Raw genomic sequence first — 26,009 nt, 5'->3', positions numbered from 1 at the left:
ATTCACCACTTTCGTGTCGTGACGACGAAACAGCCTATGCCGCATGATCGCCCCACAAATCCTCATGCTCCCCAATTCGGGTGACTAGGCCCTTGACCCGCCCATCTAATCATAAGACTTCCAGCCAACATGCTCACTCCAATCGCGAGGAGGAGGGGGCCGGCGAACTCGTTGGCGACAATGCCCGATGCCGAAGAAACCGACAGCAGCATCAGGCTGAATTCTCCTCCATGGGCCAGGATGATCCCAGTGCGCCAAGAGGTCTGAAGCGACTCGCCGAATAGTCGGGCGACGACCAAAACGATCAGCGTCTTGCCCGCGAATATAATCGCGAGCCAGATCAGCACGACAGGCCATGCAGATGGAATGATCCAAAGTGGCAATTGCGTTCCGATGCCGACAAAGAAAATCCCGACAAACAAATCGCGGAAGGGCCGAATCTCGTTCTCGACAGCATGGCGCGCGTCACCCTCGCCGATAATCATGCCGGCCGTGAATGCAGCGAGTGCCGGAGAAAGACCGGCGGAGGCCGCGACAATCGCAGACCCGAGCGCAATGGTAAGTGCGAGGAGTTGGGCAAGCTCCGGATCGCCACGCGACGCTACCCAACGGGCAAGCACCTGCAACGGGCCACGGGCAGTGAACAGAGCTGCAACCAATGCCATTGCACTGGCGACGACCGTTATCACGCCATGTCCCTCGGCGGCTCCACTCATCGAATCGTGCAGAAGCAGGAATGCGACAGCTGCCAAGTCTTGAAACAGAAGCACTGCGATGGCCAAGCGCCCATGAGCCGATCCAAGAGCGTTCGCGCCTGCGAGCACCTTGAGGCACATGGCTGTGGATGACATCGCAACGGCCCCGCCGATGAGGATTGCGGAAACTGGTGCGAGATCGAAGACCAAACTCGCTACCAACGAAACCGTTATCGTCGTGACTGAAACCTGTACAGCCCCAAGACCGAAGACATGCTTCCTGAGTGTTACGAGCTTCTCGAAGGAGAATTCCAGACCAAGTGCGAACAGCAGGAGTACGACTCCGATTTCGCCAATACTGCTCAGGGCAGCGCTCTCCGCAATCAGGCCGAGGCCAGCGGGTCCAATGACTATACCGGCAAGAATGTAACCGACGATGCTAGGCACGCCAATCCGTGAACATATCGTCACGAGTACGAACGCGGCGCAAACCAACAAGGCCGCACTTTCGATAAATCCAGTCACGCCATGCATGTTCTTCTCCTGATATCATGTCGCAGGAAATGCCAATACTTGTATACTCTAAACGTGCGACCGTGCCCACTGCGCTATCTGCGCGGCAGGCATTACACCGCTCGTCCTCGCGATTTCCTTGCCGCCCCTGAACAAGATCATGGTGGGAATGCCGCGGATCCCGTAACGATCGGTGATCTGCTGTTCGGCTTCGGTATCGAGCTTGCCGAGACGGAACTGAGGTTCGAGCGAACGCGCCGCAGCCTCGAACTGAGGTGCCATCATCTTGCATGGCCCGCACCATTCCGCCCAGAAATCGACGAGCAGGGGCAGATCGGCATCGGCGTGTCGGTCGAAACTGGCGGCGGTCAGTGTGACTGGCCGGCCCTCGAACAGGGCGGCGCCGCAGCGGCCGCAGCTGGGGTTATCCGTCAGTCGTTCCTGCGGCACGCGATTGACGGAACTGCATTTCGGGCAAGCAACGGTGGGCATTCTGTTCTCCCTTTGAGTGTCGTTTCGGAGGGGCAGGTGCGTATTTCAGAATCCGCGGACAGCGATTTCAGTAAATCGCGGACACTTGTTTCGCTAATTCGCGGACAGTTCAGCCGCGGCGTTTTTCAGGCCTGTTGTTGATCAGACTTACGTTCTTTCGTTGTCCGCGCTGAGCGTTATGTCAATGCCGGATTTGGCTTTGCGCATGCTATCCCCTTCCAAATTGATGCGGTGAGCATTGTGCACGACGCGGTCGAGTATCGCATCGGCAACGGTTTCGACTTGGGCGATCGCCTTTCGACCGACATCGGCCAAGACCAACGTCTGGTCGTCGATTTCCGTGATCGGCTTTTGCTCGACGACCCTGATGAGTGAAGCCGCGGGCATTTCGCCGAGTTGCGGATCGATCGGGCCCAGCACGGAGTGGTCGCACATCACGATCTCGTCTGCGGCCAGAGCGATCAGCGTTCCCCCCCCGACATGGCGTAGTGCGGCACGAAAACTGTGACCTTGCCCTTGTGTCCCTGGATGGCGCGAGCAATCTGCGTGGCAGCGAGGACCAGTCCGCCGGGGGGTGTGCAGCACGATGTCGAGCGGCATTTCGGCGTCCGTCAGCTAGATCGCGCGCAGGACTTCCTCGGAGTCGTTAACGTCGATGTAGCGAACCAGGGGAAAACCTAGGAGGTTCATCGTCTCCTGCCGATGGATCATCAGGATCACCCGGCTTCCGCGTATCCTCTCGATTTGAGCGATCTTCCGAGTGCGCATCGCCTCCAGATACTTCCTCTGCAGTGCCGGCTGCAGTGCGGAGACGATGAATAACAGCCAGAGCAGTTGCATCAAATCCATGGATTTCCTTTTCCTTTCCTTCGCCCATCCGGCAGGAAGCCGTATATTCCCTCGTCGCGGTAGTAGTTGCGATAGGTGACTGCAGGCCTGCGTAGAATCGGACTAGGCCGCGTCGACGAACCGGCACAAGGGGGATTCCCCCGAGGCGGATGACGTGATTCGAGGCTGACCTCTGGAGAGGAGGTCGGCCTTGGTTCGGGATCGTTTGATGGATGCGGAGTGGGCGATCTTCGCCCCGTTCCTGACGGAGCAGTCGGCCCGCGGCGGCCGCCCACCGAAGGACCACCGGCGCACGCTGGACGGCATCTTCTGGATCACCCGAAGCGGCGCGCCGTGGCGTGACCTGCCCGAGGAACTCGGGAAGTGGAACTCGGTCCACCGCCAGTTCCGGCGCTGGACCACCTCCGGCATCTGGGACGTGCTGTTGCAGGCGCTCGCCGACAGCGGCGGCGAGGCCGACATGCTCCAGATGATCGACAGCACCATCATCCGGGCGCACCACTGCGCTGCCGGAGGAAGGGGGGGACCCAAAGTCAGGCTCTCGGCCGCTCGCGCGGCGGCTTCTCGACCAAGCTCCACCTGCGTGCCAATGCCGATGGCCTGCCCATCAGCGTCGTGCTGACGCCCGGCGAGGCCCACGACCTAATCGCCTATGACGACCTCATGGCCGAGCGCGACAGCGATCCCGGCGTGCTGCTCGGTGACAGGGGCTACGACAGTGACCGCCTGCGGCAGGATGCGCGCGACCGGGGGGCCCAGCCGGAGATCCCGACCAAGCGGAGCCGCAAGGTGCAGCACAGCGTCAACCGACGCCTCTACGCCCTGCGTTCCCGCATCGAGTGCTTCATCAACCGTCTCAAGAACTGCCGCCGCGTGGCCACCCGCTACGACCACACCGCTTCCAGCTTTCTCGGCTTCGCCCTGCTCGGCTGCATCCGCTTATGGATCAGGTTCGTCCACGCGGCCTAATGGGGTGAAAAAGCATACACTCCTGAGCAAAGAGAGGGGGCGCGACGCGCCCCTCTTACGCCCTATCCAGCGGTTTCAGAACAACTTGGACAGCTTTGCCTTGATTTCATCGAGCCAGCCTTTTCCGCCGCCTCCCCCAGCCGTCTTTTGCTTGACTTTCCTGAGTTCAGCATACAGGGGCTCAAAGTCCTTCTTCTTTCCATAGCCCAGCAGTTCTGCCATTTCCAACTGCTGCCGCGCTTCGTTCAAGAATGTCTCCAGGCGCTCATTGGACGCTTCGCTCCGCTGACTATCTTCTACCAAGGTCTCGGCGCGCTTCAGGAGCAGCCTGGCGCGCAGGGCGGGGGCAGCGGATGCACGCTGCGCGTCTCGACCAGCGTGCTGAGCGCTGCCTGCAGCGCGGCTTTGGCTTCTTCAATCTTGCCCTGATCGATCAGCGGCACGACTGACTTCACGGCTGCGGGATAGGACGCCAGAGGGATGTTGGTGACCGCGATCACGATTTCACTGGCCAGCAAAGCCAGCACGTGACGTGCCTGTTGCACCTCGCCATGTTTGAGGGCATCCAGCGCCTCGTCGGTCATCGCCTCAATGGTTTCCGTGTTGGCGAACAAGTCGTGCACGATGGTGCGCACATCAACGGGGGCCAGGGCAAGCGTGGGTTCGCGCGCAACAATCAGCTCCAGCTTTCCAGTCACTTCGGCCAGCATTGCCAATGCGCGTGCAGCGTCCTTGCCGTCAAGTGCGGCCAGCGCTGATTTGGTCAGCGCCAAGGCCGAGACGGCCTCATCGAGGACTTGTTTACGTTTGTCTGCCGCCTGCGAGCCCGTTTCCTTCTGAACCTCAGGCTGTACCTCCGTGACGACTTCAGGCTTGGCCTCTGGACTGACAGGAAGGCTGCTTACCGCGGCCTGTTCGTTTATTTCTTTGTTCGTCGCATTGGGATTCGATGTTTGCTCATTCATGGTGATATGCCTCGTATGAGTTAGTGAAAATAGGCGAATCTATTGGGGCTGACTGCGAACATCGCGAGACTGACCGACCGAACAGTCGGCCCCTTCATCACCTCAAAACAGCTTTTGGAGGCGCGTCTTCAACTCGTCGAACCATCCCTTGCCGCTTTTGCCACCAGCCGACTTTTGCTCAATGGACTTCACCTGATCGAAGATGGGTTTGAAATCCGCCTTCTTGCCATAACCCAGGATCTGCGCCATCTCGATCTCCGTGCGCACGGACGACAGCAAGGTGCTGAGCTCCTCGTTCTGCTTGGCATCGCGCTTGTCGGTCTCGGCCAGCTTTTCAGCTTTTGCCATCGCGGCTTCAGCCCGTAGCACGGGCAGAGGAAAGGCGACCGAGGTCACCACCAGCGTGTTCAGTGCTCGGGCGAGTTCCGCCTTGGCGTCGTCGATCTTGCCGCTGTCGATGAGCCGTGCGGCCGACTTGATCGCTGCCGGGTACGTTGCCATCGGCAGGTTGTCGGTTTCGATCACGATTTCGCTGGCCAGATTGGCGACGATGGGCCGGGCCTTTTGCACCTCGCCATCACCCAACAACTCCCGAGACAACTCGACCGCTTTCTTCACCGTTTCCACGTTGGCGTGGATATCGTGGGTGATGACGCGTACATCGACCGGCGCCAAAGCAAGTTTGGCGTCGCGTGCCAATACCAGTTCCAGCTTTCCGCTGGCCAGTTCCAGCGCAGCGAGCGCCTCCTTGGTCTTCTTTGCATCAAGGAGTGTCAAAGCCTCCTGGGTCTTGGTGAGCGCCGTGATGGCGTCCTGAGTGAGCTCAGCACGCTTTTTTTCGGCTTCCCGGGCGGCCTTGTCATCTACCTGTGGCTGCGCCGCCTTGGATGCGGCAGAGGGTGCTGCAGCACCTGGGCTAGAACCTGCCGCCGATTGGGCCTGAGCCGGTCCGCTAAGTCCGACGACGACCGCCAGGGCAAGTGCGGAGAAGGTTGATTGGGGCTGTTTGATATTCATGATCTTGGGCTCCTAATTAAAGTTAGTTGACTGAGATTTCAATCTGTTTCGGTTTGGCTTGCTCGGCCTTGACAAGCCGCACTTCCAGCGCGCCGTCTTTCATCGAAGCCGTCACCTTGGTCGAATCAACGTTGTCAGGCAAGACAAAGTTGCGCACAAAGTGACCTGCCACTGAACTTTCATCCAGCGGCGATTAGAGTCTCGACCGTTTCTGTTACGCCGTTGGGCGCGGGTTGAGCAACGGGCGGAGACGCGAAGCCCTTATCGAGCGAAGCGTCGGAGCCGGTTGCGGTAAGGGTTCCGGCGAAGGCCGCCGGGGTCTGGTATCCGAGCGAGGAGTGCGGTCTCGCGGTGTTGAAGTCCTGCCTCCATTCGGCGATGGCGCTGCGGGCGTGGTCGAGGCCGAAGAACAGGCTCTCGTTCAAGAGCTCATCGCGCATCCGGCCGTTGAAGCTCTCGACGTAGCCATTCTGCATGGGCTTTCCGGGCGCGATGTAGTGCCACTCGACGCGATGATCCTTCGACCAGGCGAGGATCGCGTTCGAGGTGAACTCCGTGCCGTGGTCGGAGACGATCATGCCCGGCTTGCCGCGTCGGGAGATCAGGTCCGTCAGCTCACGAGCAACGCGGCGACCGGAGATCGACGTGTCCGGGATCGCTGCCAGGCATTCGCGCGTCACGTCATCGACGATGTTGAGCACACGGAAGCGCCGCCCGCAGGCGAACTGATCGTGCACGAAGTCCAGCGACCAGCGCGCGTTCGCCCTTGCCTCGACCAGGATCGGCGCCCGCGTGCCCACCGCGCGTCGCCGCGCCCGGCGCTTGCGCACCGTCAGGCCCTCCTCGCGGTAGAGCCGGTAGATCGAGCGCATGTAGCTGGCCGTCATCCCGTCGTCTTTCTTGCAATTGTCACACCCGTCCACGCCGGAGGATCAGAGGCGGGGAAGGATTCGAGCGAGGCTTCGAGGACCGGATCGAAACTCTCCCTGTCGCTGGTAGACGGGTCGGCCGTGCTCTCATGCTGGACGCCTCTTGAGAGGCGGCGATCGGGGCGGAACGGGACCCGGAAGGCTCCCGGGGCATCGACGCCCCTGTGCAGCCGGTGGCGCGTCTCACCCGCCCAAGAGTTCGCCATCCGGGCTCCCCCAGCGTCCTCGCGCACGACATAATGCCAGTCCTGCCTCTCTGCGAAGTCCACGGCGCTTTCGCGGTCGGGAAACTTCAGCCGGATCGGACGATAGGGATCGTCGCTGGAGGTATATCCCATCAGCGGCTCGATGTGGGGCGGGCGCGACGGCTCGAATTCCAGTATCCAGTAGTTGGGCCGCGGCGCCGATGTCATCGCGGAACGTGCCGGCCGGTAAATGATCGCGGTCGGAACGTCCCATGATCTCATGTTGGTCCCGGGTATCTTCGGCGGGAATGGTGGGCGATTGTGACCGCGCATGTCAGCTCTCCTGGGTGTCGGTTGATGCGAGAATGTGACGTTCGAGATCGCCGAGTTTTTTCCATTCGCCTCGAATTCAGGCGAACGGCGCGTTCGGTGTTCTGCGAAGGAAAGGCAGCAGCGTGCAGGACGTCCGACCGCATCGCTATCGTGAGATCGGCGACGGCATTCATCACGCCCTCTCGGTCCCCGTCCGAGAGCGTGCCGTCAGCAAAACCGGACTGCAAGCTCTCCAGTACCTGCTCGAAGCTGGACACGACCCCCTGCACTCGCGACCACAGCCAGCTTGTGGCTGAGAACACGCAGTTCATCGATCAGCTTCGCATCGTGCCTTGCGGTTTCCACGATCTCTGCGACCTTCTCGATGCAGGCCATGTAAATGTCGCATTGCTGCTGGAGGATGATGACCCTTCCTTCCTTGCGAAGCTCGAGATCGGTCTGGCGATTGAGAAGCGCCGCGGTCAGAATGATCGTCACGACAGCGCCGAGGAAGATGAGCGTCATCTCCTGCGCGAAAGGCAGTATGTCTTCGGCAAGATACATCGAACGAAAAACGAAAACGATGCCGATGCCCAAGGCAGCGGCCGCAGCAGCAAATGCCAAGTCAGGCAGGCGGTTCGACATCAGCACCTCGCATTTTCGGTGTCAGGTGGCATGCACGGCTTCGCATCGGCGTCCGGCGCCTCTGCGTCCCGGTGCCGCAGGAAGATTGGCGTCGGACCGCTGCCGAACGGATTGAAGCCGGTGCTCAGGCAACGGTCGAAGATCGTTTCGTCCCATCGGGTGAAATCGTGCTCTTCGCCGGCAAGTCGCTCGTCATCCACCACAGGGCACCTCACGCCTTTGCCGATGGGGGAGCGTCATCGAAGGCCGCACCGTCCGAACGATCCGCCTTGCGAAGCCGTAGCCCGAGGAGGATCATCATCACCCCGAAGACCGCGGCGTAGAAGCCGATCAGCCAGCCGAGCGCGAGGAAGCTTTCGACCGGGCGCGTCAGCAGCATCCAGGTCACGACGACACCGAGAACGACCGAGAGAAGGCCGCTCAGGATCAGCCAGATTTCGCCGTTGATTTCCTTTCGCAGGCGGATCGCTGCCGCGATCTCGAGGGCACCCGAGAACACGGACCAGAATGCGATGCTGGCCCAGAGGAATGTCGCAAGCACAAGCGTCGCGACAAAAGGCGAGACAACCACGACGACGCCCGTGGCGATGCCCAGAATGCCGCTGAACATCAGCCAGCCCCAGCGATCGCCCCCGCGGATGTTGCGGACGGCGGCGACGAGGCCGAACACGCCATCGGCGAAGGCGAAAGCGCCGAAGACCAGCGTCAGAGCAAGCAGCGACTCCGCAGGCATGAGGAAGGCGAGAACCGCGATCACCAGCGCCAGGACACCGCGCAGCACGAACAGCCACCAGTTCCCGGACAGGCTGCCCAGCATGTCCTGCATCGTGTCGGATTGCTTTGCAGAGGTTGTCGTCATTGGTCCATCTCCTGTTCAGGTTTCAACTCAGTAGTGCCGATTGTCTCCGCGCCGGCCAGGGCGGCCGCCACGCGGCGGCGGTCCTCGACCGGTTGAGGCAGACACTGCGTCCGGGCAATTTCCCTTTCCACGGGCGGGCGCCCCGATGCCTCGCCGATCAACCCGGCTTCGACCAGCGTGCCGCGCAGTGTCTCCGCCGCGTTCTCTGCAATCTTCAACACTTCCGCCTCAGTGAGACCCAGGAGGTGCGCCGTCTCCGCGATCGTGGCGTCTTCCAGGTACATCCGATACAGGACGCGGCGCTCGACCGGAGCAAGATCTGCGATAGCCCGGTGCAGTGCCATGGCGATATCATGACGATCCACTTCGGTCTCGGGGTCTGTGCCGCCGTCGTCGGCGATGAGGTCCTCCAGCATCAGCACTTCGTCGGGCTGGTAGAACTCGAACATCGCCTGATCCGCCTCGGTCGGATCCTCCGCCGGGGCCTCGGGTTCCGCCTCGATGGAGGCGGCATCCTCGGGCACCGCGCGGCGCGCAGCCTGCGCCTCGGCCTCGACGGTCTCGAAGGCCAGCTGCGTCAGCCAGTCCCGGACGGAGAATTCGGTCGGCCGCCGCTCGAAGCGGTTGAGCCCGTTGAGGATCGTCGCATCGACGATATCGCCAACGCTCAGGTAGCCAGCCGGCACAGACCCGCTACACTCGAGATAGGTCAACTCGCGCCTGACTGTATCGTAGACCGTATCGAGATGATCCTCGATCAGGTCGAAGAAGAGTTGGCGCCGGTCCGCTTCCGCCGCATCCCGCGCGGGCGGCAGCGGGGCGCCGATCCGGCGCCGGCGGGCGGGACGCTTGTATTCAGGCTCGTGCTTGAGGCGCGCCACATGCCGATCGACCTGGTGGCGCAGGTCGGCAAAGGCCTTGCGCAGGACAGGCTCGATCTCGAATCCCTCTTCCCGCGCCGCGATCACGCCCGACGGCAGTTGCAGGCGCAGGCTGACTTTGATGCGCTTCTTGCCCCTCGTCTGCGAGGCAACGACTTCGAGCCGGACCAGATCCTCGCGAAAGCGCGCAAGGTGCGGTTCAAGTTGCCGCAATTCTTCCTCGATGACCTCAGGCGCGCGCTGTTGGCCGTGCCGGTCGAGATTGCGGAATGATCTAATGACGTTCATGCCGTGGACCTTCCTATAACTCTCCGAAGAGATGGTCCGGCGCGACCGATATCGCGCCGGGCCAGTCTTTTGCGCTGTCACTCGGCGGACTTGTCGTCCTTGGACTGCACCTCATCCCCAACGCTGGGCTTCGGAACGTCCGTCTTGTTTTCGGCAACTTCGCTGGGCTCCTCGATCCCGGCCTTGGCCTGATCGTCCGGGCTGTCGTCACCGGTGTCCTTTACGATCTTTTCGAACACGACCCTCTGTTCGTCTTCCGACCAGGCGACGCGGACCTTGTCACCATCCTCGATCCGCCCGGAGAGCATCTCGCGGGCCAACTCGGTCTCCAACTGCGACCGGATCAGCCGGCGTAGCTCGCGGGCACCGAATTCGGGACGGAAGCCGACCGCGCCGAAGTGATCCACGACGCTCACATCGAGTTCGAGTTCGACGCCCTGGGTAAGGGCGGTCCGCTTCACCCGGTTGAGCTGCAACTCGACGATCTGGCGGATTTCCGACTGGTTCAGCGAGTGGAAGACGATGATCTCGTCGATCCGGTTGATGAACTCTGGCCGGAAATGACCGCGCAACACCTCCATCAGCTCGGACTTCTGCTTGGCCTCGTCGAACTCACTGCTGCCGCGTTTCGTGAGGTTGCGCTGGATGATGTCCGAACCGAGGTTCGACGTGGCGATGATGATGGTGTTGGTGAAGTCCACCACGCGCCCCTTGCCGTCGGTCAGCCGACCGTCGTCGAACACCTGCAACAGAATGTTGTAGACATCCGGGTGCGCCTTCTCGATCTCGTCGAGCAGCACGACCGAGTAGGGCCGACGGCGCACCTTCTCGGTCAGTTGCCCGCCTTCGTCGTATCCGACGTAGCCGGGAGGCGCGCCCACCAGCCGGGCGACCGAGTGGCGCTCGCCATACTCCGACATGTCGATGCGGATGATTGCGTCCTGATCGCCAAAGATTACTTCGGCGAGCGTCTTGGCCAGTTCCGTCTTGCCAACCCCGGTCGGCCCGAGGAAGAGGAATGTCGCGGTCGGGCCGCGTCCCTCGCGCAGTCCTGCGCGCGCCAGGCGCACCGCATCCGCCACGGCGCGGATGGCCTCTTCCTGGCCGATGACGCGCTCGTGCAGCTTCTCCTCGAGCTTGAGGAGCTTGTCTTTCTCCTCGGTGGTCAGCTCAGTGACCGGAACGCCGGTGATCTTGGAGACGATCTGCGCGACATGATCGGCGCGCACCTCGGCGGTCGCCGAAGCCTGATCGCGCTTCCAGATCTCCAGAAGCTCGTCGAGCTCCTTCTGCTTCTGCTCCAGCTCCTTCTTCAGTTCTGCTGCTCGGTCGAATTGCTTGCGGGCTGCGGCATAGTCCTGCTCGCGCTTGATCTGCGCGACCTCGGCTTCGAGTTCCTGCACGTCCACGGGCCGAGCAGTGGCCGAGATCTTCACCCGCGCCGCGGCCTGGTCGATCAGGTCGATCGCCTTGTCGGGCATGAAGCGACCGGTGATATAGCGATCCGAAAGCTCCGCGGCGGCGATGATCGCCTCGTCGGTGATCGTCACCTTGTGGTGGCTTTCGAGCGTGTCGCGCAGCCCGCGCAGAATCATGATCGTCTGTGCGACCGTGGGCTCGTCCACATAAACCGGCTGGAACCGTCGCTCGAGCGCCGCGTCCTTCTCGATGTATTTCTGGTACTCGTTGAGCGTCGTCGCGCCGATCAGGTTCAGCTCGCCCCGCGCCAGCGCCGGCTTGAAGGTGTTGGCGATGTCGAGACCACCTTCGCCGCCGCCCTGGCCGGCGCCGACGATGGTGTGCATCTCGTCGATGAACAGGATCAGGCTGTCCTTCTCCTCGGTGATCTCCTTGAGGATCTTCTGCACCCGCTCCTCGAACTCGCCGCGATACTTCGACCCGGCCACCATCGAGTTGATGTTGAGCTCGACCAGCCGCTTGTCGCGCAGCGCCTCGGGCACTTCGCCCGCGACGATCCGTTGTGCAAGTCCCTCGACGATGGCGGTCTTGCCCACGCCGGGCTCGCCGATCAGCACCGGGTTGTTCTTTTTCCGGCGGGCCAGCACTTCGATCGTCGTCTCGATCTCGCGGGCGCGGCCGATGACGGGATCGAGCTTGCCCTCGCGGGCGAGTTTCGTCAGGTCACGGCTGAACTGGTCGAGATCGGGGGTGTTCGACGGAGTCTCGACGCGGCCCTCCTCGGCTCCCTTGCCCACGACCTTGGTCACCTGCTGACGCAGCGCCTGCGGCGTCAACCCCAGCTTGCGCAGCATCGCCGCGGCCAGGCCTTCACCTTCCTCGGCAAGTCCGATCAGAAGGTGCTCGGGACCGACATAGGAATGGCCGAGTTCGTTCGAGGCGATGAAGGCCCGGTTCAGCGCGTCCTTCAGGCGAGGGCTTACGCCGATTTCGCCGTCCGTCTTGGCGTCTCCACGCTTCGCCTCCTTCTCGATCTGGCGGCGCAGATCGTCCACATCGACCTTGAACTGTTCCAGGATCGTCTTGACGACGTCAGACGAGGTCAATGCCAGAAGCAGATGTTCGGTATCGACCTCGCTGCGCCCGAATTCCCCGGCCTTCTGTGCTGCATCCTGCAGCAGCTTGTTGCCCTGTTCGCTCAGCCGGTCGGCGATGGTGCGTCCGCCGCCGCGCCGCGATCCGCGGCGCGGCGTTTCCTCCCCGAAGGTGGCATCCACGACGTCGTCCTCACCCGCGCCCGTGGCGCCCAGTGCACCACCCCGCAGCGGGCTGTCGCTGAACAGGCTGCCGAACCCGCTATCGCCGAAGAATTCGTCCAAAAGGGAATGTCGTCCGAACAGGGACTCCAGCGGCGATGCGCTGCGGCCCGACCGGCGCACCATTTCGCGGTAGTGCTGATCGCACAGCTCCATGTTCTGAACTTTGCCGTTCACCGAGGCGCGCACGCGCGCCGTCGCCGGGCGACCGCAAATATCGCAAGCTCCGTTTGCCATTCGTCTTCTCCGTTTCTTTATCCAGTCAGGGTTGTCCGCCGATCATCTGCGCCAGTGACAGTGTTACGCAGCGACCGCTTCCGTTCTTTTCACCTTGGACCCAATTGCCACCAGATCGGGCTCGTCCAGTGTCTCGCGTTGCAGGAGATCCTGCGCGGATTGCTCGAGCAGCGCCCGGTTGGCTTCGAGAAGCGAGAGGGTGCGCTTGAACACGCCATCCACGATGTCGCGCACCTTCGAGTCCATCCGCTCGGCAGTGGCCTCGCTGTAGCGGCGGTTCAGCCACGACGACTGGTCGCCGGTGCCGAGAAAGCCTGGCCGATCGGTGTCGTAGCTGACATGCCCGAGGTCTTCGTCCATCCCGTACCGCGCGACCATGGCGCGGGCGATATCGGTAGCCTTGACCAGATCGTCGGCCGCCCCGGTCGAGACATGATTGTAGATGATCTTCTCGGCCGCGCGCCCGCCAAGCAGGACTGCGATCTTGTTCTCCAGCTCCTCCCGCGTCATCAGGAAGCGGTCCTCGGTCGGGCGCTGGATAGTGTAGCCGAGCGCGCCAATTCCGCGCGGGATGATCGAGACCTTGTGCACCGGGTCCACCCCCGGCAGAGCCATCGCCACAAGCGCGTGCCCCATCTCGTGGTGCGCCACGATCTCGCGCTCGCGCGGATTGAGCACGCGGTTCTTCTTTTCCAACCCCGCGATGATGCGCTCGACGGCATTGTTGAAGTCGTCCATCGTCACCGCATCAGCCTTGCGGCGCGTGGCGAGCAATGCTGCCTCGTTGACGAGATTGGCAAGATCCGCGCCGGAAAAGCCGGGAGTAAGCGCTGCGACCTTCTCGGCATCGACGTCCGGGGCGAGCTTCACCTTTTTCATGTGAACGCCGAGAATCTGCACACGTCCCTTCTTATCCGGCCGATCCACCAGCACCTGCCGGTCAAAGCGTCCGGCCCGCAACAGCGCCGGATCGAGAATCTCCGGGCGATTCGTGGCCGCAAGCAGCACGATGCCGACTGATGGGTCGAAGCCGTCGAGCTCGGTCAGAAGCTGGTTCAGCGTCTGCTCACGCTCATCGTGGCCGCCAGCGATCTGGCCGGAGGAGCGCGCCCGCCCGAGAGCGTCGAGTTCGTCGATGAAGATAATCGCCGGCGCGGATTTCCGGGCCTGCTCGAAGAGGTCGCGCACCCGCGCGGCACCGACGCCCACGAACATCTCGACGAACTCTGATCCCGAGATCGAAAAGAAGGTCACGCCGGCCTCACCCGCCACCGCGCGCGCCAGCAGCGTCTTGCCGGTGCCCGGCGGCCCAACGAGCAATATGCCTTTGGGGATATGTGCGCCCAGCTTTCCGTATTCGGCGGGGTTCCTGAGGAACTCCACGACCTCTTCCAACTCGGCCTTGGCCTCGTCCACGCCGGCCACGTCAGCGAAACTGACGCCGGTTTCCCTTTCCATGTAAACTTTGGCCTTGCTGCGGCCGACCTGCATGAACCCGCCGAAACCCTGCTTGTCGGCGAACTTGCGGAACAGCAGCATCCAGATTCCGAAGAAGACAAGCGCTGGCGCCACCCAGGAAATCAGCGTGCCGAAGAAAGTGTTTTGCGGAACGCCAGTGATCTCGATACCTGACCGGTCTATCCGTTCCAGGATTGCGGGATTCACTACAGTCGTCACGAACTGCTTCTTGCCGTCGACGGGTTCGGCGAAGTTGCCTGTGATAGTGTCTGACCCGACCGCGACAGAAGAAATTTTCCCGTCAGCGAGATACTTCTCGAACTGGCTGTAGCTGATCGGCGCGACGGATTGCCAGCCGGCGATCAGATCCTGGATGAAGATCACGGCTATGAAAGCCATCACCCAGTACCAGATGTTGTATTCGGTCTTCTTTTCCACACGGCTTTTCCTTTTCCCTAGCGCCCGAGCCGCGACTTGATGCGCTCGAGCAGCGCCAGCAGAATGCGCCTTTCGTCCGCCGACAGATCCTGCAGGATTTCATCTTCGAGCGCCGATTGCCGCGGCGCGAGTTCCTTCAGCATCGCCCGGGCCTTCGACGTTGCCGTGACGATCTGCGCCCGCCTGTCGTCGGGCGAGGGCGACCGCTCGACCCAGCCGCCCCGGACCATGCGATCGACGAGCTGGCCGGCTGTGGCCTGGCCGACCTCCAGCAGGTCGGCCAGATCGCCGATGGTCAGCCCAGGCGCATCCTCGACATGCGCCGCCGCCATCCAGGACAGGCGGGTCAGGCCGCTGCCGCGGATGTCTTGGTCGATCCGCTGCTGGATGAGCTGCGCGACCCGGTGGATCGTCGTCCCGATCAGCGCGATGTCCGAAGAGATCATGGGTATCCTTCCTCCGATTGCATGGTACACAGGAGAAACCGCCCCCCCCCCCCCATCCAAAACGCAATGCATCCATCATACATGCTTGCATAATAAATGGAACGGCCTATCTTGATAGGCGTTCTCCGAACCCACATCCGGCCGGCACCGTTGCCCGGTCCCTCCATGCCGACGGTTCGGGGGGTATCGATCAGCAACAGGAGGCCAGCAATGCTCTACCCGACATATCTGCGCCGCAGCGATCCCTTTGCGCTGATGCGCTCCATGATGCGCGATCTCGACCGCGGTTTCTGGCCGCCGTCCCGCGCGGCGTTCCCGGCGGTAAATGTCTGGCAAGGCCCTGAGGCCGTTGCAGTCACCGCTGAACTTCCCGGCATCGAACCGGGCGACATTGAAATTTCGGTCAAGGACAACGTCCTGACGCTTTCGGGCGAACGCAAGGCGCCCGAGGTTCCCGACGGTGCGCGCTGGCACCGCAACGAACGCAGTTTCGGCAGGTTTTCCCGCACTATCCGCCTGCCGTTCGCGGCCTCGGATGACAAGGTCGAGGCGAGGATGACGAACGGCGTATTGCGGATCGTCATCTCCCGGCCCGAGGAAGAAAAGCCGAAGAAAATCGAGATCAAGGCAGCCTGAGAGGAGCTGGAACGATGAGCACCGACATCACGCAAGCCGCCGAAAAGACGCCGACCGACTCGCCCGAGACCACCGGCGGCGGACGCATCTACCGCCCGTTGACCGATATCGTCGAGACCGATCAGGGTGTCTCCATGATGCTTGAAATGCCTGGGGTCGCCGCCGATGCGATCGAAATCACGCTCGAAAATCGTGTGTTGACGATCCGCGGCAAGGTTGACCCGGTGCGGCCGAAAAACCTCGAACTTGCCTATGCCGAATATGGCGAGGGCGATTTCGAGCGTGCCTTCACGCTTTCCGAGGACTTCGACCCCGACAGGATCGAAGCCGAGATGCGAGGAGGCGTCCTAACTTTAACGCTCCCCCGGGCCCCTGAAGCGCAGCCGAAAAGGATCGCCGTCAAGGGCGCCTGAAAACCGAAGGAGACCATATCATGCAGATCAAAGACCTCATCCCCTGGGCGCGCAAGGACGGCGCGCCAGACGCCAAGAGCAGCGAAGACAACCCGATCGCGACACTCCAGCGCGAAATGAACCATGTGTTCGAGAACTTTTGGAACCGGGTCGGTCAGTTCGAATGGCCCTGGGGCAGCGGCGAAGCCAAATCCGACATGGTCGAGACCGACAACGCGATCGAAGTGTCGATCGAGCTGCCGGGCATGGAGATGAAGGACATCGAGGTGACGGTCAACGATGACATGTTGACTGTGAAGGGGGAGAAGAAGATCGAGCGCCAGGTGGAGAAGAAGGGGTATTACCTCTCCGAGCGCAGCTACGGCGCAATCTACCGGACAATTCCGCTCCCTCCCGGTGTGGATGGCGAAAAGGCGCAGGCATCCTTCAAGAACGGGGTTCTGACGATCAAGCTGCCCCAGACACCCGAGGCGCAGGCGAAGATCAAGCGCATCGATGTCAAGAACGGCTGATTTGCCACATTGGGTGTCGCCGGTTTGCGGCGTCCGCTCAGCTCCGTTTGATATCACGCCGTCTGGTGAGCCCCGGGGAGCCTGTTTCTCCGGGGCGGCTTTCGAGGGGGAATGATGAAAGACCTGAAACGATCCGGGCTAACCCGTGAACAATGGTCGGCGATGACGCTCTACGAGAAGTTCGAACAGGTCGTCATTTTCGTCCTCAGCGCCATCATTGCGGTTATCGTCGTGGCGTCGGTTTGGGCGCTGATGCGCGAGGTCGTGAACCGGTTGGTCTTGGGAGCGTTCGACACGCTCGATTACGCCACCTTCCAGGTGGTGTTCGGAATGATCTTCACCGTTGTAATTGCGCTCGAGTTCAAGCGCTCCCTTCTTGTGGCGACAGAACGCAGCTTCGGCATTCTCCAGGTCCGCACGATCGTGCTGATCGCGCTCCTCGCGATCGCGCGCAAATTTATCATCCTCGACCTTGGCGAGACGGAGCCAGCCCAAGACTGCCGCCCTCGCGGGCGCGGCTCTTGCGCTCGGAGCAGTCCACTGGCTGGTGCGCGATCAGGACCGGCGCGAAGAGCCCGGTGCTAAAAATGCCGAAGGCGATCAATGAGCCGAAGCGGTGTTGTCACGTTAAGTTTCTCTGGCCGGAAAGACCAGGGGCTCGTAGATATTCAGGCGAAACAGGCCGCAATTTTCCATGCATCGAAAGCTTCGAGGCGATGGTAGAGAATTGTGTGTGCGGCTCGGCGACGAGATGGAACAGAGAAACAATTGCGGGTCGCTGAGTGCATGGAGACGAACCGTTGCAACGCTCCAGGTGACCGATGACCTTGCATGGTTCGCTCCCGTTTCCTAAACGGCAGATGGCTATTTTCGGCCCGATTATTGAGGCCCTTGTGCGACCAATGGTCAAGGCCGGGTGCCACTTCTGCCTTTGCTGCACCGTAGGAGCGGAGCTTATCGGTGATGATCCGTTTGGGAGCAAAGCCATAGCGCTTCATTAACGCCACAAGCAATCGCTTTGCCGCCCTTTTTATCACGCCGCTTCTGCAAGATTTCTTCGAGAACGGAGCCATGTTGATCCACCGCACGCCAAAGCCAGAATTTTTCTCCAGCGCATTTGACGACCACTTCGTCCAAATACCAAACATCGCCGGGGCGCGCCTGACGCCGCCGCAAGTTGCGTGTGATCTGGGGGCCGAACTTGGCGATCCAACGACGAACTGTCTCGTATGATACGTCGATTCCACGCTCAAGCAGCATTTCTTCAACTTCACGCAGACTAAGGTTGAACCGCAGATAAAGCCACACCGCATGAGCAACGATCTGTGGCGGAAAACGGTGACGCTTGAAGATGATATCTGATGTCTGCATCGCCAAAATTTACGCCCAAACCGTCAGGCAGGCAACTGCAGCCCAGTTAACGTGACAACACCAGGCAGGGCTGCGCCATGTCCCGGTGTTAAATGAGTTTCTGGCGCTTGGCGGGTGTTATCGCCACGTGGGAAACTGCGTCTGCGAGATTTTGTTCCGCATGATGCGGATCGGATTTTTTGAAAACAGTTGACATTCCGTCAGATGGGAAGGGGCTGGCGCCTGCGCAAGATAGGAGTTCCCACAAATCAGTCGCAGATATCTCGTCGAACGCTTCTGTCGGAATAGAAACTGTGGCCGTCCGGCCGGGAACTTAAATTTCGACACGGCGTTAAACGAGGAGGCAGAGACGCAGTTTCCTGCCTGTCTCATCAGCCATTGATCACTTACTGCCGGAACTTTACCGGCGATTTGTGGTAACCAATTCATAAGAGGAGATGAATTATGGCCAAGGAAAAAAATCTCGAAGACTTATTCCACGATACTCTCAAGGACATCTATTACGCTGAACGTAAAATTCTCAAGGCCCTGCCAAAAATGAAGCGTGCAGCGCACTCTGAAGATTTGAAAACGGCTTTCGAAAAGCACCGTGAACAGACTGAAGGCCACGTCGAGCGACTAGTCCAAGTGTTCGAAATCATGGGCAAGACAGCAAGAGGCAAGACTTGCGATGCGATCGAGGGAATTATCGCCGAAGCCGAGGAGATCATGGAGGAATTCAAGGATACCGCGGCGTTAGACGCCGGCCTGATCTCGTCTGCACAGGCGGTCGAACATTACGAAATCACTCGTTATGGGACATTGAAGCGGTGGGCGACGGAGCTTGGCATGACCGACGCTGCAAAACTACTCGACCAGACGTTGCAGGAAGAATCCAAAACGGACAGTGATCTGACGAAACTTGCGGATGCGTCAGCTAACCAACGCGCCAAAGCAGCGTGATCATGAGCTAAGGGTGCCACTCGGCACCCTTTTCATTTGAACATAGATCGCGAAAGAATCGGAGCCAGCCATGTCAGCCAGCAACAAGACCACAAATGGGCGGAAGTCGCTCAAGCTTCATGATCAGAAGCTTGACGCAGGCCGAGGCGGAGACCTTCATCAACTCGCCGACGAGAAAACGCAAACCATGACGACCGCCCAAGGGGGGCCGATATCGGATGACCTCAATACGCTCAAGGTCGGCGATCGAGGTCCTACGCTGATTGAGGATTTCCATTTTCGGGAAAAGATCTTTCACTTCGACCATGAGCGTATTCCCGAACGCGTGGTTCATGCGCGGGGCTACGGTGCGCATGGCTATTTCGAGACGACAAAGTCACTCAGCGAATATACGCGCGCAGACATTTTCCAACGGGTTGGCGAGAAGACGCCAGTCTTCGTCCGTTTTTCCACGGTCGCCGGTTCGAAGGGTTCGTTCGACCTTGCCCGAGATGTGCGCGGCTTCGCCGTCAAGATATACACCAAGGAAGGCAACTGGGATATTGTCGGCAACAACATTCCTGTCTTCTTCATCCAGGACGCCATCCGGTTTCCGGATATGGTCCATGCCGTCAAGGAGGAGCCTGACCGGGCTTTTCCGCAGGCCCAGTCAGCCCATGACAATTTCTGGGACTTCATCAGCCTGACGCCGGAATCCATGCACATGATCATGTGGGTCATGTCGGATCGCGCCATCCCGCGCTCCTTCCGCTTTATGGAGGGGTTTGGTGTTCATACGTTCCGTTTCCTGAACGACAAGGACAAGTCGACTTTCGTCAAATTCATCTGGAAACCGAAACTCGGCCTCCAATCGGTTGTCTGGAACGAGGCGGTGAAAATCAACGGTGCGGATCCGGACTTTCACAGGCGCGATCTGTGGACTGCGATACAAGCTGGCGACTTTCCGGAATGGGAACTGTGCGTGCAGCTCTTCGATCAGGACTTCGCGGACAGTTTCGATTTTGATGTGCTCGACCCGACGAAGCTGATTCCGGAAGAAGTCATCAAGCCAATACCGGTCGGACGGCTGGTGCTGGATCGGATGCCGGATAATTTCTTTGCCGAGACTGAACAGGTCGCGTTCATGACGCAGAACGTTCCCCCCGGCATCGATTTCTCCAATGACCCGCTGCTTCAGGGGCGCAATTTCTCCTATCTCGACACGCAGTTGAAAAGACTGGGCAGCCCCAATTTCACGCATATCCCGATCAATGCGCCGAAGTGTCCGTTCCACCATCTCCAGCAGGATGGCCATATGGCGATGCGCAATCCTGTCGGACGGGCAAATTACCAGCCTAATTCCTGGGGCGAAGGGCCGAGGCCCGACCCCAGGCGCGGGTTCCGGTCGTTTGCAGCGCAGGAAGACGGACAGAAAGTTCGCCTTAGACCGGAGAGCTTCGCCGATCATTACAGCCAGGCGAGGCAGTTCTATCTGAGCCAGACCGCTGTGGAGCAAAAACATATCGCCATGGCGCTGACCTTCGAACTGTCGAAGGTGGAAGCACCGGCGATCCGCGAGCGTGTTGTATCTCATCTGCTGAATATCGATGCCAATCTTGCGGAAACGGTCGCCGGCAAGCTCGGCATCCGCAAGATGCCGAAGGCTGCGGACGCGATGGTGCCCGTGCGTGACGATCTTGCTCCGTCTCCCGCGCTCAGCATTATTGAGAACGGAACCGGCAGCTTCAAGGGCAGAAAGATCGGCGTGCTTGTCGCCAATGACACGGATGCACAGGTGCTCAAGGGTATCCGGCACGCCGCGGAGAAGGAAGGCGCGATGGTGGAACTGGTTGCGCCGACGGTCGGAGGTTTCGAAGCTTCCAGCGGCGAATGGATGGAGGCGGACCATATGATTGACGGTGGTCCATCCGTATTGTTTGATGCTGTAGCGCTTGTGTTATCTGTAGAAGCGGCCAACAGGCTTCTCAGTGAGTCCACTGCAAGAGACTTTGTTGCAGACGCTTTTGCCCACTGCAAGTTCATTGGCTTTACCGCAGGCGCGATGCCGCTGCTCGCCAAGGCCGGTATCGAGCCCGAAATGGACGAAGGGCTGATCCCGCTCGACAATTCAAGGGCGGCCACCGACTTCGTCGTGTCGTGCCGTAAGCTCCGCTTATGGGCGCGTGAAGATACCGTCAAGCTCTGATCTCGCGGCATACAACTGATGTGAAGAGATGTTCGAAGTGCAAACACAAGCGGCCCGGCCCAGCCGGGCCGTTAACCGCATGTATTGGAATGTGGAGAAATTGGTAATTGCCCATGAAGAACATTGCTATCGTCGGCACCGGTCCGACCGGGATTTATACTTTCTTCTCGCTGCTCAAATTCGCAGAGCAAATGTCCATCTCGATCTACGAGAAGGAAGATGAAGCTGGCGTAGGCATGCCTTATAATGACGATGAGAACAGCCGGATTATGCTGGCCAACATCGCCAGCATCGAGATACCACCGATTACCTCGACCTATCTCGACTGGCTGCGCGAGCAGGACGAGACGCGTCTCGCTCGATACCGGGTCGACAAGGAAGATCTTCACGATCGACAATTCCTGCCTCGCATTCTGCTGGGCGAATATTTCCGGGATCAGTTTCTGGCTCTTGTCGAGGCAGCGCGTCGAAAAGGATTTGCAGTCGAAGTGCACGAATCCAGCGAGGTAACGGATATCGAAGCCACCACCAATGGTGTAAAGCTCTGGTCTGAGGGGAAGCTCGATTCGAAACTCTTCGATCTCGTCGTCATCGCCACCGGACACGTCTGGCCCGATGATGAAAAGGCAACGCGCAATTATTATCCCAGCCCCTGGTCTGGACTGATCGAAGCTAGGATACCTGCGTGTAAAGTGGGTATTATGGGAACATCGCTTAGCGCCATCGACGCAGCAATGGCGGTCGTTGCCCAACATGGAAGCTTCATTGAGGAAGATAACGACAACCTGAGCTTCGACCTTGACCCGGACAGTAAAAGTCTGGCGATAACGCTTATGTCCCGTTCAGGCATCCTGCCAGAAGCGGATTTTTATTGCCCTATCCCTTACGAGCCCTTGCAGATTGCCACGGAGCAGGCGATCAACAGGGAGATCCAGACTGGCGAGAGTGGCTTGCTTGACAGGATATTTGCCCTGGTCGCGCGCGAAATCGAGGTGGCCGATCCGGCCTGGAGTGAGCGTGTTTCACTTTCGAAGCTCGACGCTGACAGCTTCGCTGACGCGTACTTTGATGATCGGCAAAACCACGATGCGTTCCGCTGGGCAGAATACAATCTCAAAGAAGTGGAGCGCAACAAGCGGGAGAAGCATACCGTCCCCTGGCGCTATGCAATCCTTCGGCTGCACGAGGTCGTGCAGGAGATCATTCCGCGTCTCAATGAAGAGGACCGCGAGCGGTTCGATACAGGACTCTGCAAGGTCTTCGTTGACAACTATGCTGCCATCCCGTCGGAATCGATCCGCAGACTGCTGGCGCTGCGCAAGGCCGGCCTGATAGACGTCCTCGAACTTGGGCACGATTACGACATGGAGGTAAGGAAGGATCACACCGTCATCGCCATTGGCACGGAAGTACGGACATTCGACGTGTTCATCGACGCCCGAGGCCAGAAGCCACTCAAGACGAAGGATTTGCCGTTTCCGTCACTGCGCCGGCAACTCGTTTCGGTCGGAGAGGATATTCCGGACGTCTCAGACGACTACACTTTGCTGGCACCGGACATTGCACGTGGCAAGATTGCGTTCGGCGCACTGCCGTATCTGATGCACGACCAGCCTTTCGTGCAGGGAATTACGGCAAGTGCCGACATTGGAGCAGTAATGGCCACTGCTGTCAGTGAACTAACACACCGAACGCGCCGGCGGCTTCCTTTTATTGATCTCTCCTGATCGAAGCTGAAACATTGACAGGTCAGAAAGATACGTCCATGCGAGCGGCTTGGATTATATCTTCGATCAATTCACGCCTTGCACGTTCTCTCGCGACACTGTCGTTTAACCGCAAGATATAGGATGGATGCCAGGAGATCAGCACCGGTCCATCATGTAACCCAATTTCAGCCTGACCGCGTCGCGAAGTAAGAGGAGCGTTGTTATCCGTCAGAGCGAACGCCGCAGAGGCCCCCAACTCAACCACCATGCGTGGACGGATGAAAGCCAATTCGAGCCCCAGCCACCAGCGACGATGCAGGATTTCCTGCCGGTCAGGATTTTGATGCAGGCGGCGCTTGCCACGCGGCATGAACTTGAAATGCTTAACTGCATTGATCAGCCATGTCTGCCTAACTTCTGCTCCTGCTGCAACCATGGTTTCACGCAAGAGGTGACCTGCCGGACCTACGAACGGTCGACCTTCCAGATCCTCACGATCACCCGGCTGTTCTCCTACAATCATGAGCTCAGCGTCTTCCGGCCCCTCACCCCAAACAGTCTGGGTTGCAGCCTCTCATAATCCACATCGCCGACAATGTCCGGCAGCCGCTCGCGCTTCGATCATTGTCTGAGGGAACTCGGGCGCTTGTGGCATCGCAGCGCGATAACGGGTCGAAATCGCGACTGCGCCAGCCGCTGGTGACGTTTCTGCGGCCACGCGCATTCGCTCCACTCGCGACTCGGCATCTCGTAACATATCTGGAATCAGGCGCGTTTCGGGTAGGTTCTTCCAATACTTCTTAGGCATTTCCGCGCGCATCGCATTCAGCTTTACCCGTGCCGGATTGAAGATGTTCGCGAAATAGGTGCCCCAAAGCGTTTCGGTGGCATCTGCCGATAAGTCAGGGCGTGTACCGCCTGGGTGGTAACTAAGTCTGCCGGCCTCAAATCGAGCTGTAAGCCTTGGCGTGGCGATCCCGCAGTCCATATCCGCGAAACGCTTTGCGAAAAAGGAACTACCCGGCTCGACTATATTATGCTCCGGCTCAAACCAGGCTGCAAAGCGACGACGCAACCCAGTCTCAAGTAATTCGCGAAACCGTACGAAAGCATGCATCTTGTGGATATCACGGCCAACCGATTTTGCCATGAGATGTAATTGCCGCCCAAGCGGGTCAGCCTGGCTCAAAGGGTCTCCCGCGTTGCAGTCGACAAGCTCCTGTTGCGGTTGTCGCGCCGCAAGGCCGAGCTGTTGCGGGTGCTGGACCGCCCGGAAATCCCGCTCAACGCCAACGCTTCGGAAAACGATCTGCGCAGCTTCGTCATCAAGCGGAAGATCTCTGGCGGCACAATGAGCCGTGACGGCCGCATTGCCCGCGATACGCTGCTTGGATAGATGAAGACGTGCCAGAAGCTGGGTCTATCGTTCTGGCACTATCTGGGCGACCGGCTGGAGATCGGCAGTCCGGAGCCGATCCCGCCGCTCGCGACATTGATCGCGGCGCGGGCCTGAACACTCCCCTCCCCTTTCGAACCAGGAACGCTGACCGCTCGCAAGATCAGTACAGCAGCGCGCATCGGGTCTGCCGAGATTGCCTACGCGTTCGACATTGCCACCGAATTTGCCAAGCTTACCCCGCTTAAGTAAGCGGGGCAAATTTGGTGGCCAAGACCCTGTTTCTGATTCCAAGTCAGAAATATTAAACACTGTGCATATCGTAAGTTCCGCATCGATATTTCATGGCTATGGGATTCCTGATTTTGGCAAATCATGATTCTCTTTTGCGATGCCGAAGAGAATGCTTCCCTCGCCCAAGCATGCTGACACGCTTTCACTGAACGCGTTGCGCAGTCTGGTCACGGGTTTGGTTGAGAGAACCGAACGTGCAGAGGCTCGGCTTGAAAAGCTGGAAGCTGAGAATACAGCACTCCGTAAGGAGAATGCCGAGCTCCGTCTGGAAAACACCCGGCTTAAAGTTGAGAACCAACTCCTTCGCGATGAAATTGCGCGGCTGAAAAACCTGCCGCCACGGCCGCCGTTCAAACCGTCGGGCATGGATAAGGCAACGGACGCGAAAGCTCAGGACAAGCAGGCGGGCAAGAAGAAGCCGCGTGGACCGAAACTGGATGTCGAGCGCGTTGATCGGGATGTGGTTCTTCATGCCCGTGTTCCGGACGGTTCACGCTTCAAGGGCTACAAGAGCTATTACGTGCGCGATATAGTTTTGCGCGCTGAGGTTATTCACTACCGGCGCGAATGCTGGGTTGCTCCGAACGGTAAGACTATTCTTGCGCCGCTACCTGCCGGAATCGTCGGTGGTTATGGCCCAAACCTCAGGCGGCTCTGCCTGATGCTGCATGCGCAAGGTCAGGTCACAGCGCAACGGTTGTCGACCCTGCTTAATGACATCGGCATGGACATCTCCAAACGCCAGGTTGTGCGTTTGCTCACCAAGGGGCTGGATGGCTTTGTTGCCTGAGGGCCTGCTCGTTTCTGTCCATGCTGGCCTGGTGTCGGAAGACCTATGTCAACGGATCGATCGACACACGGGGCTGCCGTCATGCGCAGATGATACGACTCATACCCACCCCATATCTCGGGCGGCGAGCATTAATTTCAGCCTGTCTTTCGCAACCGCGAGCGAAAGTCAAAATCCCGCCTGAACTTCCTGTCGCTCTTGCGCGGCAATTATCAGGATTATGTGCTTAACGATGCTGGCTTCTGAGAATCGCCTATGCTGCCAAGACGCGCATCATGGCGTGGATCCTGGACAGTCACCTTCGCCAGCGCTGCAAAGCACGCACCTCAACCGCTTTGCAACCAGGTCCCCTTGTGCTGGATGCACACCAACTGGCGCAAATAGGTGGTGCGACATCTTCGATAAGGACATGGTTCGGGCCGTCGCGGAAGCGGGCATCTGGGGTTCTGTTCGCCACCACGGCCTGCTGGGCAATGCCGTCATTATCTCCGACGATGCCGGCCAGTTCCGGGTTGGCAATCATGCGCTGTGCTGGGTGCATGCGGAGCGACTGCTGCAAAAGCTGATGCCGGCGACGCCACAGCACGTCCGGTGGGTGCCCGAAAAATTATACGATCGATCTCGATCTTTGGAAGCTTCTACAAGGCGTCTCAAGCTGCATCTCAGCGCAGTAAGAGCCCCTCATCCATGGATCAAAATCAGCCGCTTTTCCGGCGATACGGTTTGACCGCATCTTCTCTATCCGGACGGGTTGTATGGAGCTGGACAAGCTGTTGGCACGCCTGCTACGCCGCAAGCAAGAACTGCTCAAGGTTCTCGAACGCCCGCGAAATTCAACGTTGCACTAC

Annotated in this window: 19 protein-coding genes and 9 pseudogenes; 10 read left to right on the top strand and 18 right to left on the bottom strand. The window is 59.7% G+C overall.

The features are described 5' to 3' along the window. Positions 1 to 62 precede the first annotated feature (62 nt). From C9380_RS24400 to C9380_RS28010, 3 genes and pseudogenes are all read right to left on the bottom strand, one after another. The gene (locus tag C9380_RS24400; protein WP_011982915.1) at positions 63 to 1,229 is read right to left on the bottom strand and encodes a cation:proton antiporter domain-containing protein; all 1,167 of its coding nucleotides are present in this window, start codon (positions 1,227 to 1,229) and stop codon (positions 63 to 65) included. Positions 1,230 to 1,277: 48 nt separating this feature from the next. Then, positions 1,278 to 1,700, bottom strand: a complete 423-nt coding sequence (gene trxC / locus C9380_RS24395) for a thioredoxin TrxC (RefSeq protein ID WP_011982916.1) — start codon at positions 1,698 to 1,700, stop codon at positions 1,278 to 1,280. Between the two features lie 147 nt (positions 1,701 to 1,847). Continuing rightward, positions 1,848 to 2,540: pseudogene (locus C9380_RS28010) on the bottom strand (SDH family Clp fold serine proteinase). Between the two features lie 217 nt (positions 2,541 to 2,757). Between C9380_RS28010 and C9380_RS24380 the strand changes: the two are divergent. Next, a protein-coding gene (locus C9380_RS24380) for an IS5 family transposase (protein ID WP_247877704.1) occupies positions 2,758 to 3,518 on the top strand; the annotation gives its coding sequence in 2 pieces (ribosomal slippage) (positions 2,758 to 3,064 and positions 3,064 to 3,518; 762 coding nt in all). Positions 3,519 to 3,593: 75 nt separating this feature from the next. Here the strand turns inward: C9380_RS24380 and yfdX2 are convergent. The 12 genes and pseudogenes from yfdX2 to C9380_RS24320 form a co-directional block, all read right to left on the bottom strand. Next, positions 3,594 to 4,483, bottom strand: a pseudogene (yfdX2, locus tag C9380_RS24375) (heat resistance protein YfdX2). A gap of 102 nt (positions 4,484 to 4,585) precedes the next feature. Further along, on the bottom strand, positions 4,586 to 5,500 hold the full coding sequence (gene yfdX1, locus C9380_RS24370; RefSeq protein WP_128094963.1) for a heat resistance protein YfdX1: 915 nt from the start codon (positions 5,498 to 5,500) through the stop codon (positions 4,586 to 4,588). Between the two features lie 22 nt (positions 5,501 to 5,522). Continuing rightward, positions 5,523 to 5,666, bottom strand: a pseudogene (locus C9380_RS24365) (Hsp20/alpha crystallin family protein); the annotation flags it as partial. 13 nt (positions 5,667 to 5,679) lie between these two features. Further along, positions 5,680 to 6,369, bottom strand: a pseudogene (locus C9380_RS24360) (IS3 family transposase); the annotation flags it as partial. A 14-nt stretch (positions 6,370 to 6,383) separates the two neighbouring features. After that, entirely contained in the window at positions 6,384 to 6,947 is a 564-nt protein-coding gene (locus C9380_RS24355; RefSeq protein ID WP_128094962.1) for an NADH dehydrogenase ubiquinone Fe-S protein 4, read from the bottom strand. Positions 6,948 to 7,154: 207 nt separating this feature from the next. After that, on the bottom strand, positions 7,155 to 7,571 hold the full coding sequence (locus C9380_RS24350) for a hypothetical protein (protein ID WP_252869883.1): 417 nt from the start codon (positions 7,569 to 7,571) through the stop codon (positions 7,155 to 7,157). Continuing rightward, the gene (locus tag C9380_RS24345) at positions 7,571 to 7,774 is read right to left on the bottom strand and encodes a hypothetical protein (RefSeq protein ID WP_038595113.1); all 204 of its coding nucleotides are present in this window, start codon (positions 7,772 to 7,774) and stop codon (positions 7,571 to 7,573) included. The genes C9380_RS24350 and C9380_RS24345 overlap by 1 nt, the downstream gene beginning before the upstream one ends. 8 nt (positions 7,775 to 7,782) lie before the next feature. Beyond that, positions 7,783 to 8,430, bottom strand: coding sequence for an HdeD family acid-resistance protein (locus C9380_RS24340; RefSeq protein ID WP_038595111.1), 648 nt, complete (start codon positions 8,428 to 8,430; stop codon positions 7,783 to 7,785). Continuing rightward, positions 8,427 to 9,599: an RNA polymerase sigma factor gene (locus C9380_RS24335; protein WP_128094961.1), complete on the bottom strand. Its 1,173-nt coding sequence runs from the start codon at positions 9,597 to 9,599 to the stop codon at positions 8,427 to 8,429. Before C9380_RS24335 ends, C9380_RS24340 begins: the two co-directional genes overlap by 4 nt. 77 nt (positions 9,600 to 9,676) lie before the next feature. Next, on the bottom strand, positions 9,677 to 12,571 hold the full coding sequence (locus C9380_RS24330) for an ATP-dependent Clp protease ATP-binding subunit (RefSeq protein WP_038595109.1): 2,895 nt from the start codon (positions 12,569 to 12,571) through the stop codon (positions 9,677 to 9,679). Between the two features lie 63 nt (positions 12,572 to 12,634). Next, a complete protein-coding gene (gene ftsH / locus C9380_RS24325) occupies positions 12,635 to 14,467 on the bottom strand; it encodes an ATP-dependent zinc metalloprotease FtsH (RefSeq protein ID WP_128094960.1) in 1,833 nt (610 codons plus the stop codon). 17 nt (positions 14,468 to 14,484) lie between these two features. Then, entirely contained in the window at positions 14,485 to 14,913 is a 429-nt protein-coding gene (locus tag C9380_RS24320; RefSeq protein WP_128094959.1) for a MarR family winged helix-turn-helix transcriptional regulator, read from the bottom strand. Positions 14,914 to 15,123: 210 nt separating this feature from the next. Here C9380_RS24320 and C9380_RS24315 point away from each other — a divergent pair, with 210 nt between their 5' ends. The 4 genes and pseudogenes from C9380_RS24315 (at position 15,124) to C9380_RS24300 (ending at position 17,081) form a co-directional block, all read left to right on the top strand. Then, positions 15,124 to 15,549: an Hsp20/alpha crystallin family protein gene (locus C9380_RS24315; RefSeq protein WP_012754154.1), complete on the top strand. Its 426-nt coding sequence runs from the start codon at positions 15,124 to 15,126 to the stop codon at positions 15,547 to 15,549. A 14-nt stretch (positions 15,550 to 15,563) separates the two neighbouring features. Further along, complete coding sequence (locus C9380_RS24310) at positions 15,564 to 15,962, top strand: Hsp20/alpha crystallin family protein (RefSeq protein ID WP_012754153.1); 399 nt, start codon at positions 15,564 to 15,566, stop codon at positions 15,960 to 15,962. A gap of 20 nt (positions 15,963 to 15,982) precedes the next feature. After that, positions 15,983 to 16,474, top strand: a complete 492-nt coding sequence (locus C9380_RS24305) for an Hsp20/alpha crystallin family protein (RefSeq protein ID WP_011982931.1) — start codon at positions 15,983 to 15,985, stop codon at positions 16,472 to 16,474. Between the two features lie 114 nt (positions 16,475 to 16,588). Further along, positions 16,589 to 17,081, top strand: a pseudogene (locus tag C9380_RS24300) (phosphate-starvation-inducible PsiE family protein). Positions 17,082 to 17,142: 61 nt separating this feature from the next. On the opposite strand, the pseudogene C9380_RS24295 reads toward C9380_RS24300, so the two are convergent. After that, positions 17,143 to 17,845 (bottom strand): annotated as a pseudogene (locus C9380_RS24295) (IS6 family transposase). A gap of 444 nt (positions 17,846 to 18,289) precedes the next feature. Between C9380_RS24295 and C9380_RS24290 the strand changes: the two are divergent. The 3 genes from C9380_RS24290 (at position 18,290) to C9380_RS24280 (ending at position 22,699) form a co-directional block, all read left to right on the top strand. After that, entirely contained in the window at positions 18,290 to 18,787 is a 498-nt protein-coding gene (locus C9380_RS24290; protein ID WP_038595100.1) for a YciE/YciF ferroxidase family protein, read from the top strand. Between the two features lie 70 nt (positions 18,788 to 18,857). Then, complete coding sequence (gene katE / locus C9380_RS24285; RefSeq protein WP_038595097.1) at positions 18,858 to 20,972, top strand: catalase; 2,115 nt, start codon at positions 18,858 to 18,860, stop codon at positions 20,970 to 20,972. Positions 20,973 to 21,085: 113 nt separating this feature from the next. After that, entirely contained in the window at positions 21,086 to 22,699 is a 1,614-nt protein-coding gene (locus tag C9380_RS24280; protein ID WP_038595096.1) for an FAD-NAD(P)-binding protein, read from the top strand. Positions 22,700 to 22,721: 22 nt separating this feature from the next. Here C9380_RS24280 and C9380_RS28000 read toward each other — a convergent pair. Together C9380_RS28000 and C9380_RS27995 are read right to left on the bottom strand one after the other, a co-directional pair. Further along, positions 22,722 to 23,240, bottom strand: a pseudogene (locus C9380_RS28000) (UdgX family uracil-DNA binding protein); the annotation flags it as partial. 15 nt (positions 23,241 to 23,255) lie between these two features. Next, complete coding sequence (locus C9380_RS27995; RefSeq protein ID WP_247877713.1) at positions 23,256 to 23,831, bottom strand: TIGR03915 family putative DNA repair protein; 576 nt, start codon at positions 23,829 to 23,831, stop codon at positions 23,256 to 23,258. 57 nt (positions 23,832 to 23,888) lie between these two features. Here C9380_RS27995 and C9380_RS28935 point away from each other — a divergent pair. Then, a pseudogene (locus C9380_RS28935) lies at positions 23,889 to 24,194 on the top strand (IS66 family transposase); the annotation flags it as partial. A 274-nt stretch (positions 24,195 to 24,468) separates the two neighbouring features. Further along, positions 24,469 to 26,009 (top strand): annotated as a pseudogene (locus C9380_RS28930) (IS66 family transposase); the annotation flags it as partial.

This window comes from Brucella pituitosa (genome assembly GCF_003049685.1).
Lineage (GTDB): Bacteria > Pseudomonadota > Alphaproteobacteria > Rhizobiales > Rhizobiaceae > Brucella > Brucella pituitosa.
This window is presented reverse-complemented; position numbering and strand designations above follow the sequence as displayed.

Excerpts from the sequence above, each read along its gene's own strand:
- C9380_RS27995 (WP_247877713.1), bottom strand. The coding sequence starts at position 23,831 with ATGGCAAAATCGGTTGGCCGTGATATCCACAAGATGCATGCTTTCGTA.
- C9380_RS24350 (WP_252869883.1), bottom strand. The coding sequence starts at position 7,571 with ATGTCGAACCGCCTGCCTGACTTGGCATTTGCTGCTGCGGCCGCTGCC.
- C9380_RS24330 (WP_038595109.1), bottom strand. The coding sequence starts at position 12,571 with ATGGCAAACGGAGCTTGCGATATTTGCGGTCGCCCGGCGACGGCGCGC.
- C9380_RS24305 (WP_011982931.1), top strand. The coding sequence starts at position 15,983 with ATGCAGATCAAAGACCTCATCCCCTGGGCGCGCAAGGACGGCGCGCCA.
- C9380_RS24315 (WP_012754154.1), top strand. The coding sequence starts at position 15,124 with ATGCTCTACCCGACATATCTGCGCCGCAGCGATCCCTTTGCGCTGATG.
- katE (WP_038595097.1), top strand. The coding sequence starts at position 18,858 with ATGTCAGCCAGCAACAAGACCACAAATGGGCGGAAGTCGCTCAAGCTT.
- C9380_RS24400 (WP_011982915.1), bottom strand. The coding sequence starts at position 1,229 with ATGCATGGCGTGACTGGATTTATCGAAAGTGCGGCCTTGTTGGTTTGC.
- trxC (WP_011982916.1), bottom strand. The coding sequence starts at position 1,700 with ATGCCCACCGTTGCTTGCCCGAAATGCAGTTCCGTCAATCGCGTGCCG.
- C9380_RS24320 (WP_128094959.1), bottom strand. The coding sequence starts at position 14,913 with ATGATCTCTTCGGACATCGCGCTGATCGGGACGACGATCCACCGGGTC.
- C9380_RS24335 (WP_128094961.1), bottom strand. The coding sequence starts at position 9,599 with ATGAACGTCATTAGATCATTCCGCAATCTCGACCGGCACGGCCAACAG.
- yfdX1 (WP_128094963.1), bottom strand. The coding sequence starts at position 5,500 with ATGAATATCAAACAGCCCCAATCAACCTTCTCCGCACTTGCCCTGGCG.
- C9380_RS24340 (WP_038595111.1), bottom strand. The coding sequence starts at position 8,430 with ATGACGACAACCTCTGCAAAGCAATCCGACACGATGCAGGACATGCTG.
- C9380_RS24310 (WP_012754153.1), top strand. The coding sequence starts at position 15,564 with ATGAGCACCGACATCACGCAAGCCGCCGAAAAGACGCCGACCGACTCG.
- C9380_RS24280 (WP_038595096.1), top strand. The coding sequence starts at position 21,086 with ATGAAGAACATTGCTATCGTCGGCACCGGTCCGACCGGGATTTATACT.
- C9380_RS24355 (WP_128094962.1), bottom strand. The coding sequence starts at position 6,947 with ATGCGCGGTCACAATCGCCCACCATTCCCGCCGAAGATACCCGGGACC.
- C9380_RS24290 (WP_038595100.1), top strand. The coding sequence starts at position 18,290 with ATGGCCAAGGAAAAAAATCTCGAAGACTTATTCCACGATACTCTCAAG.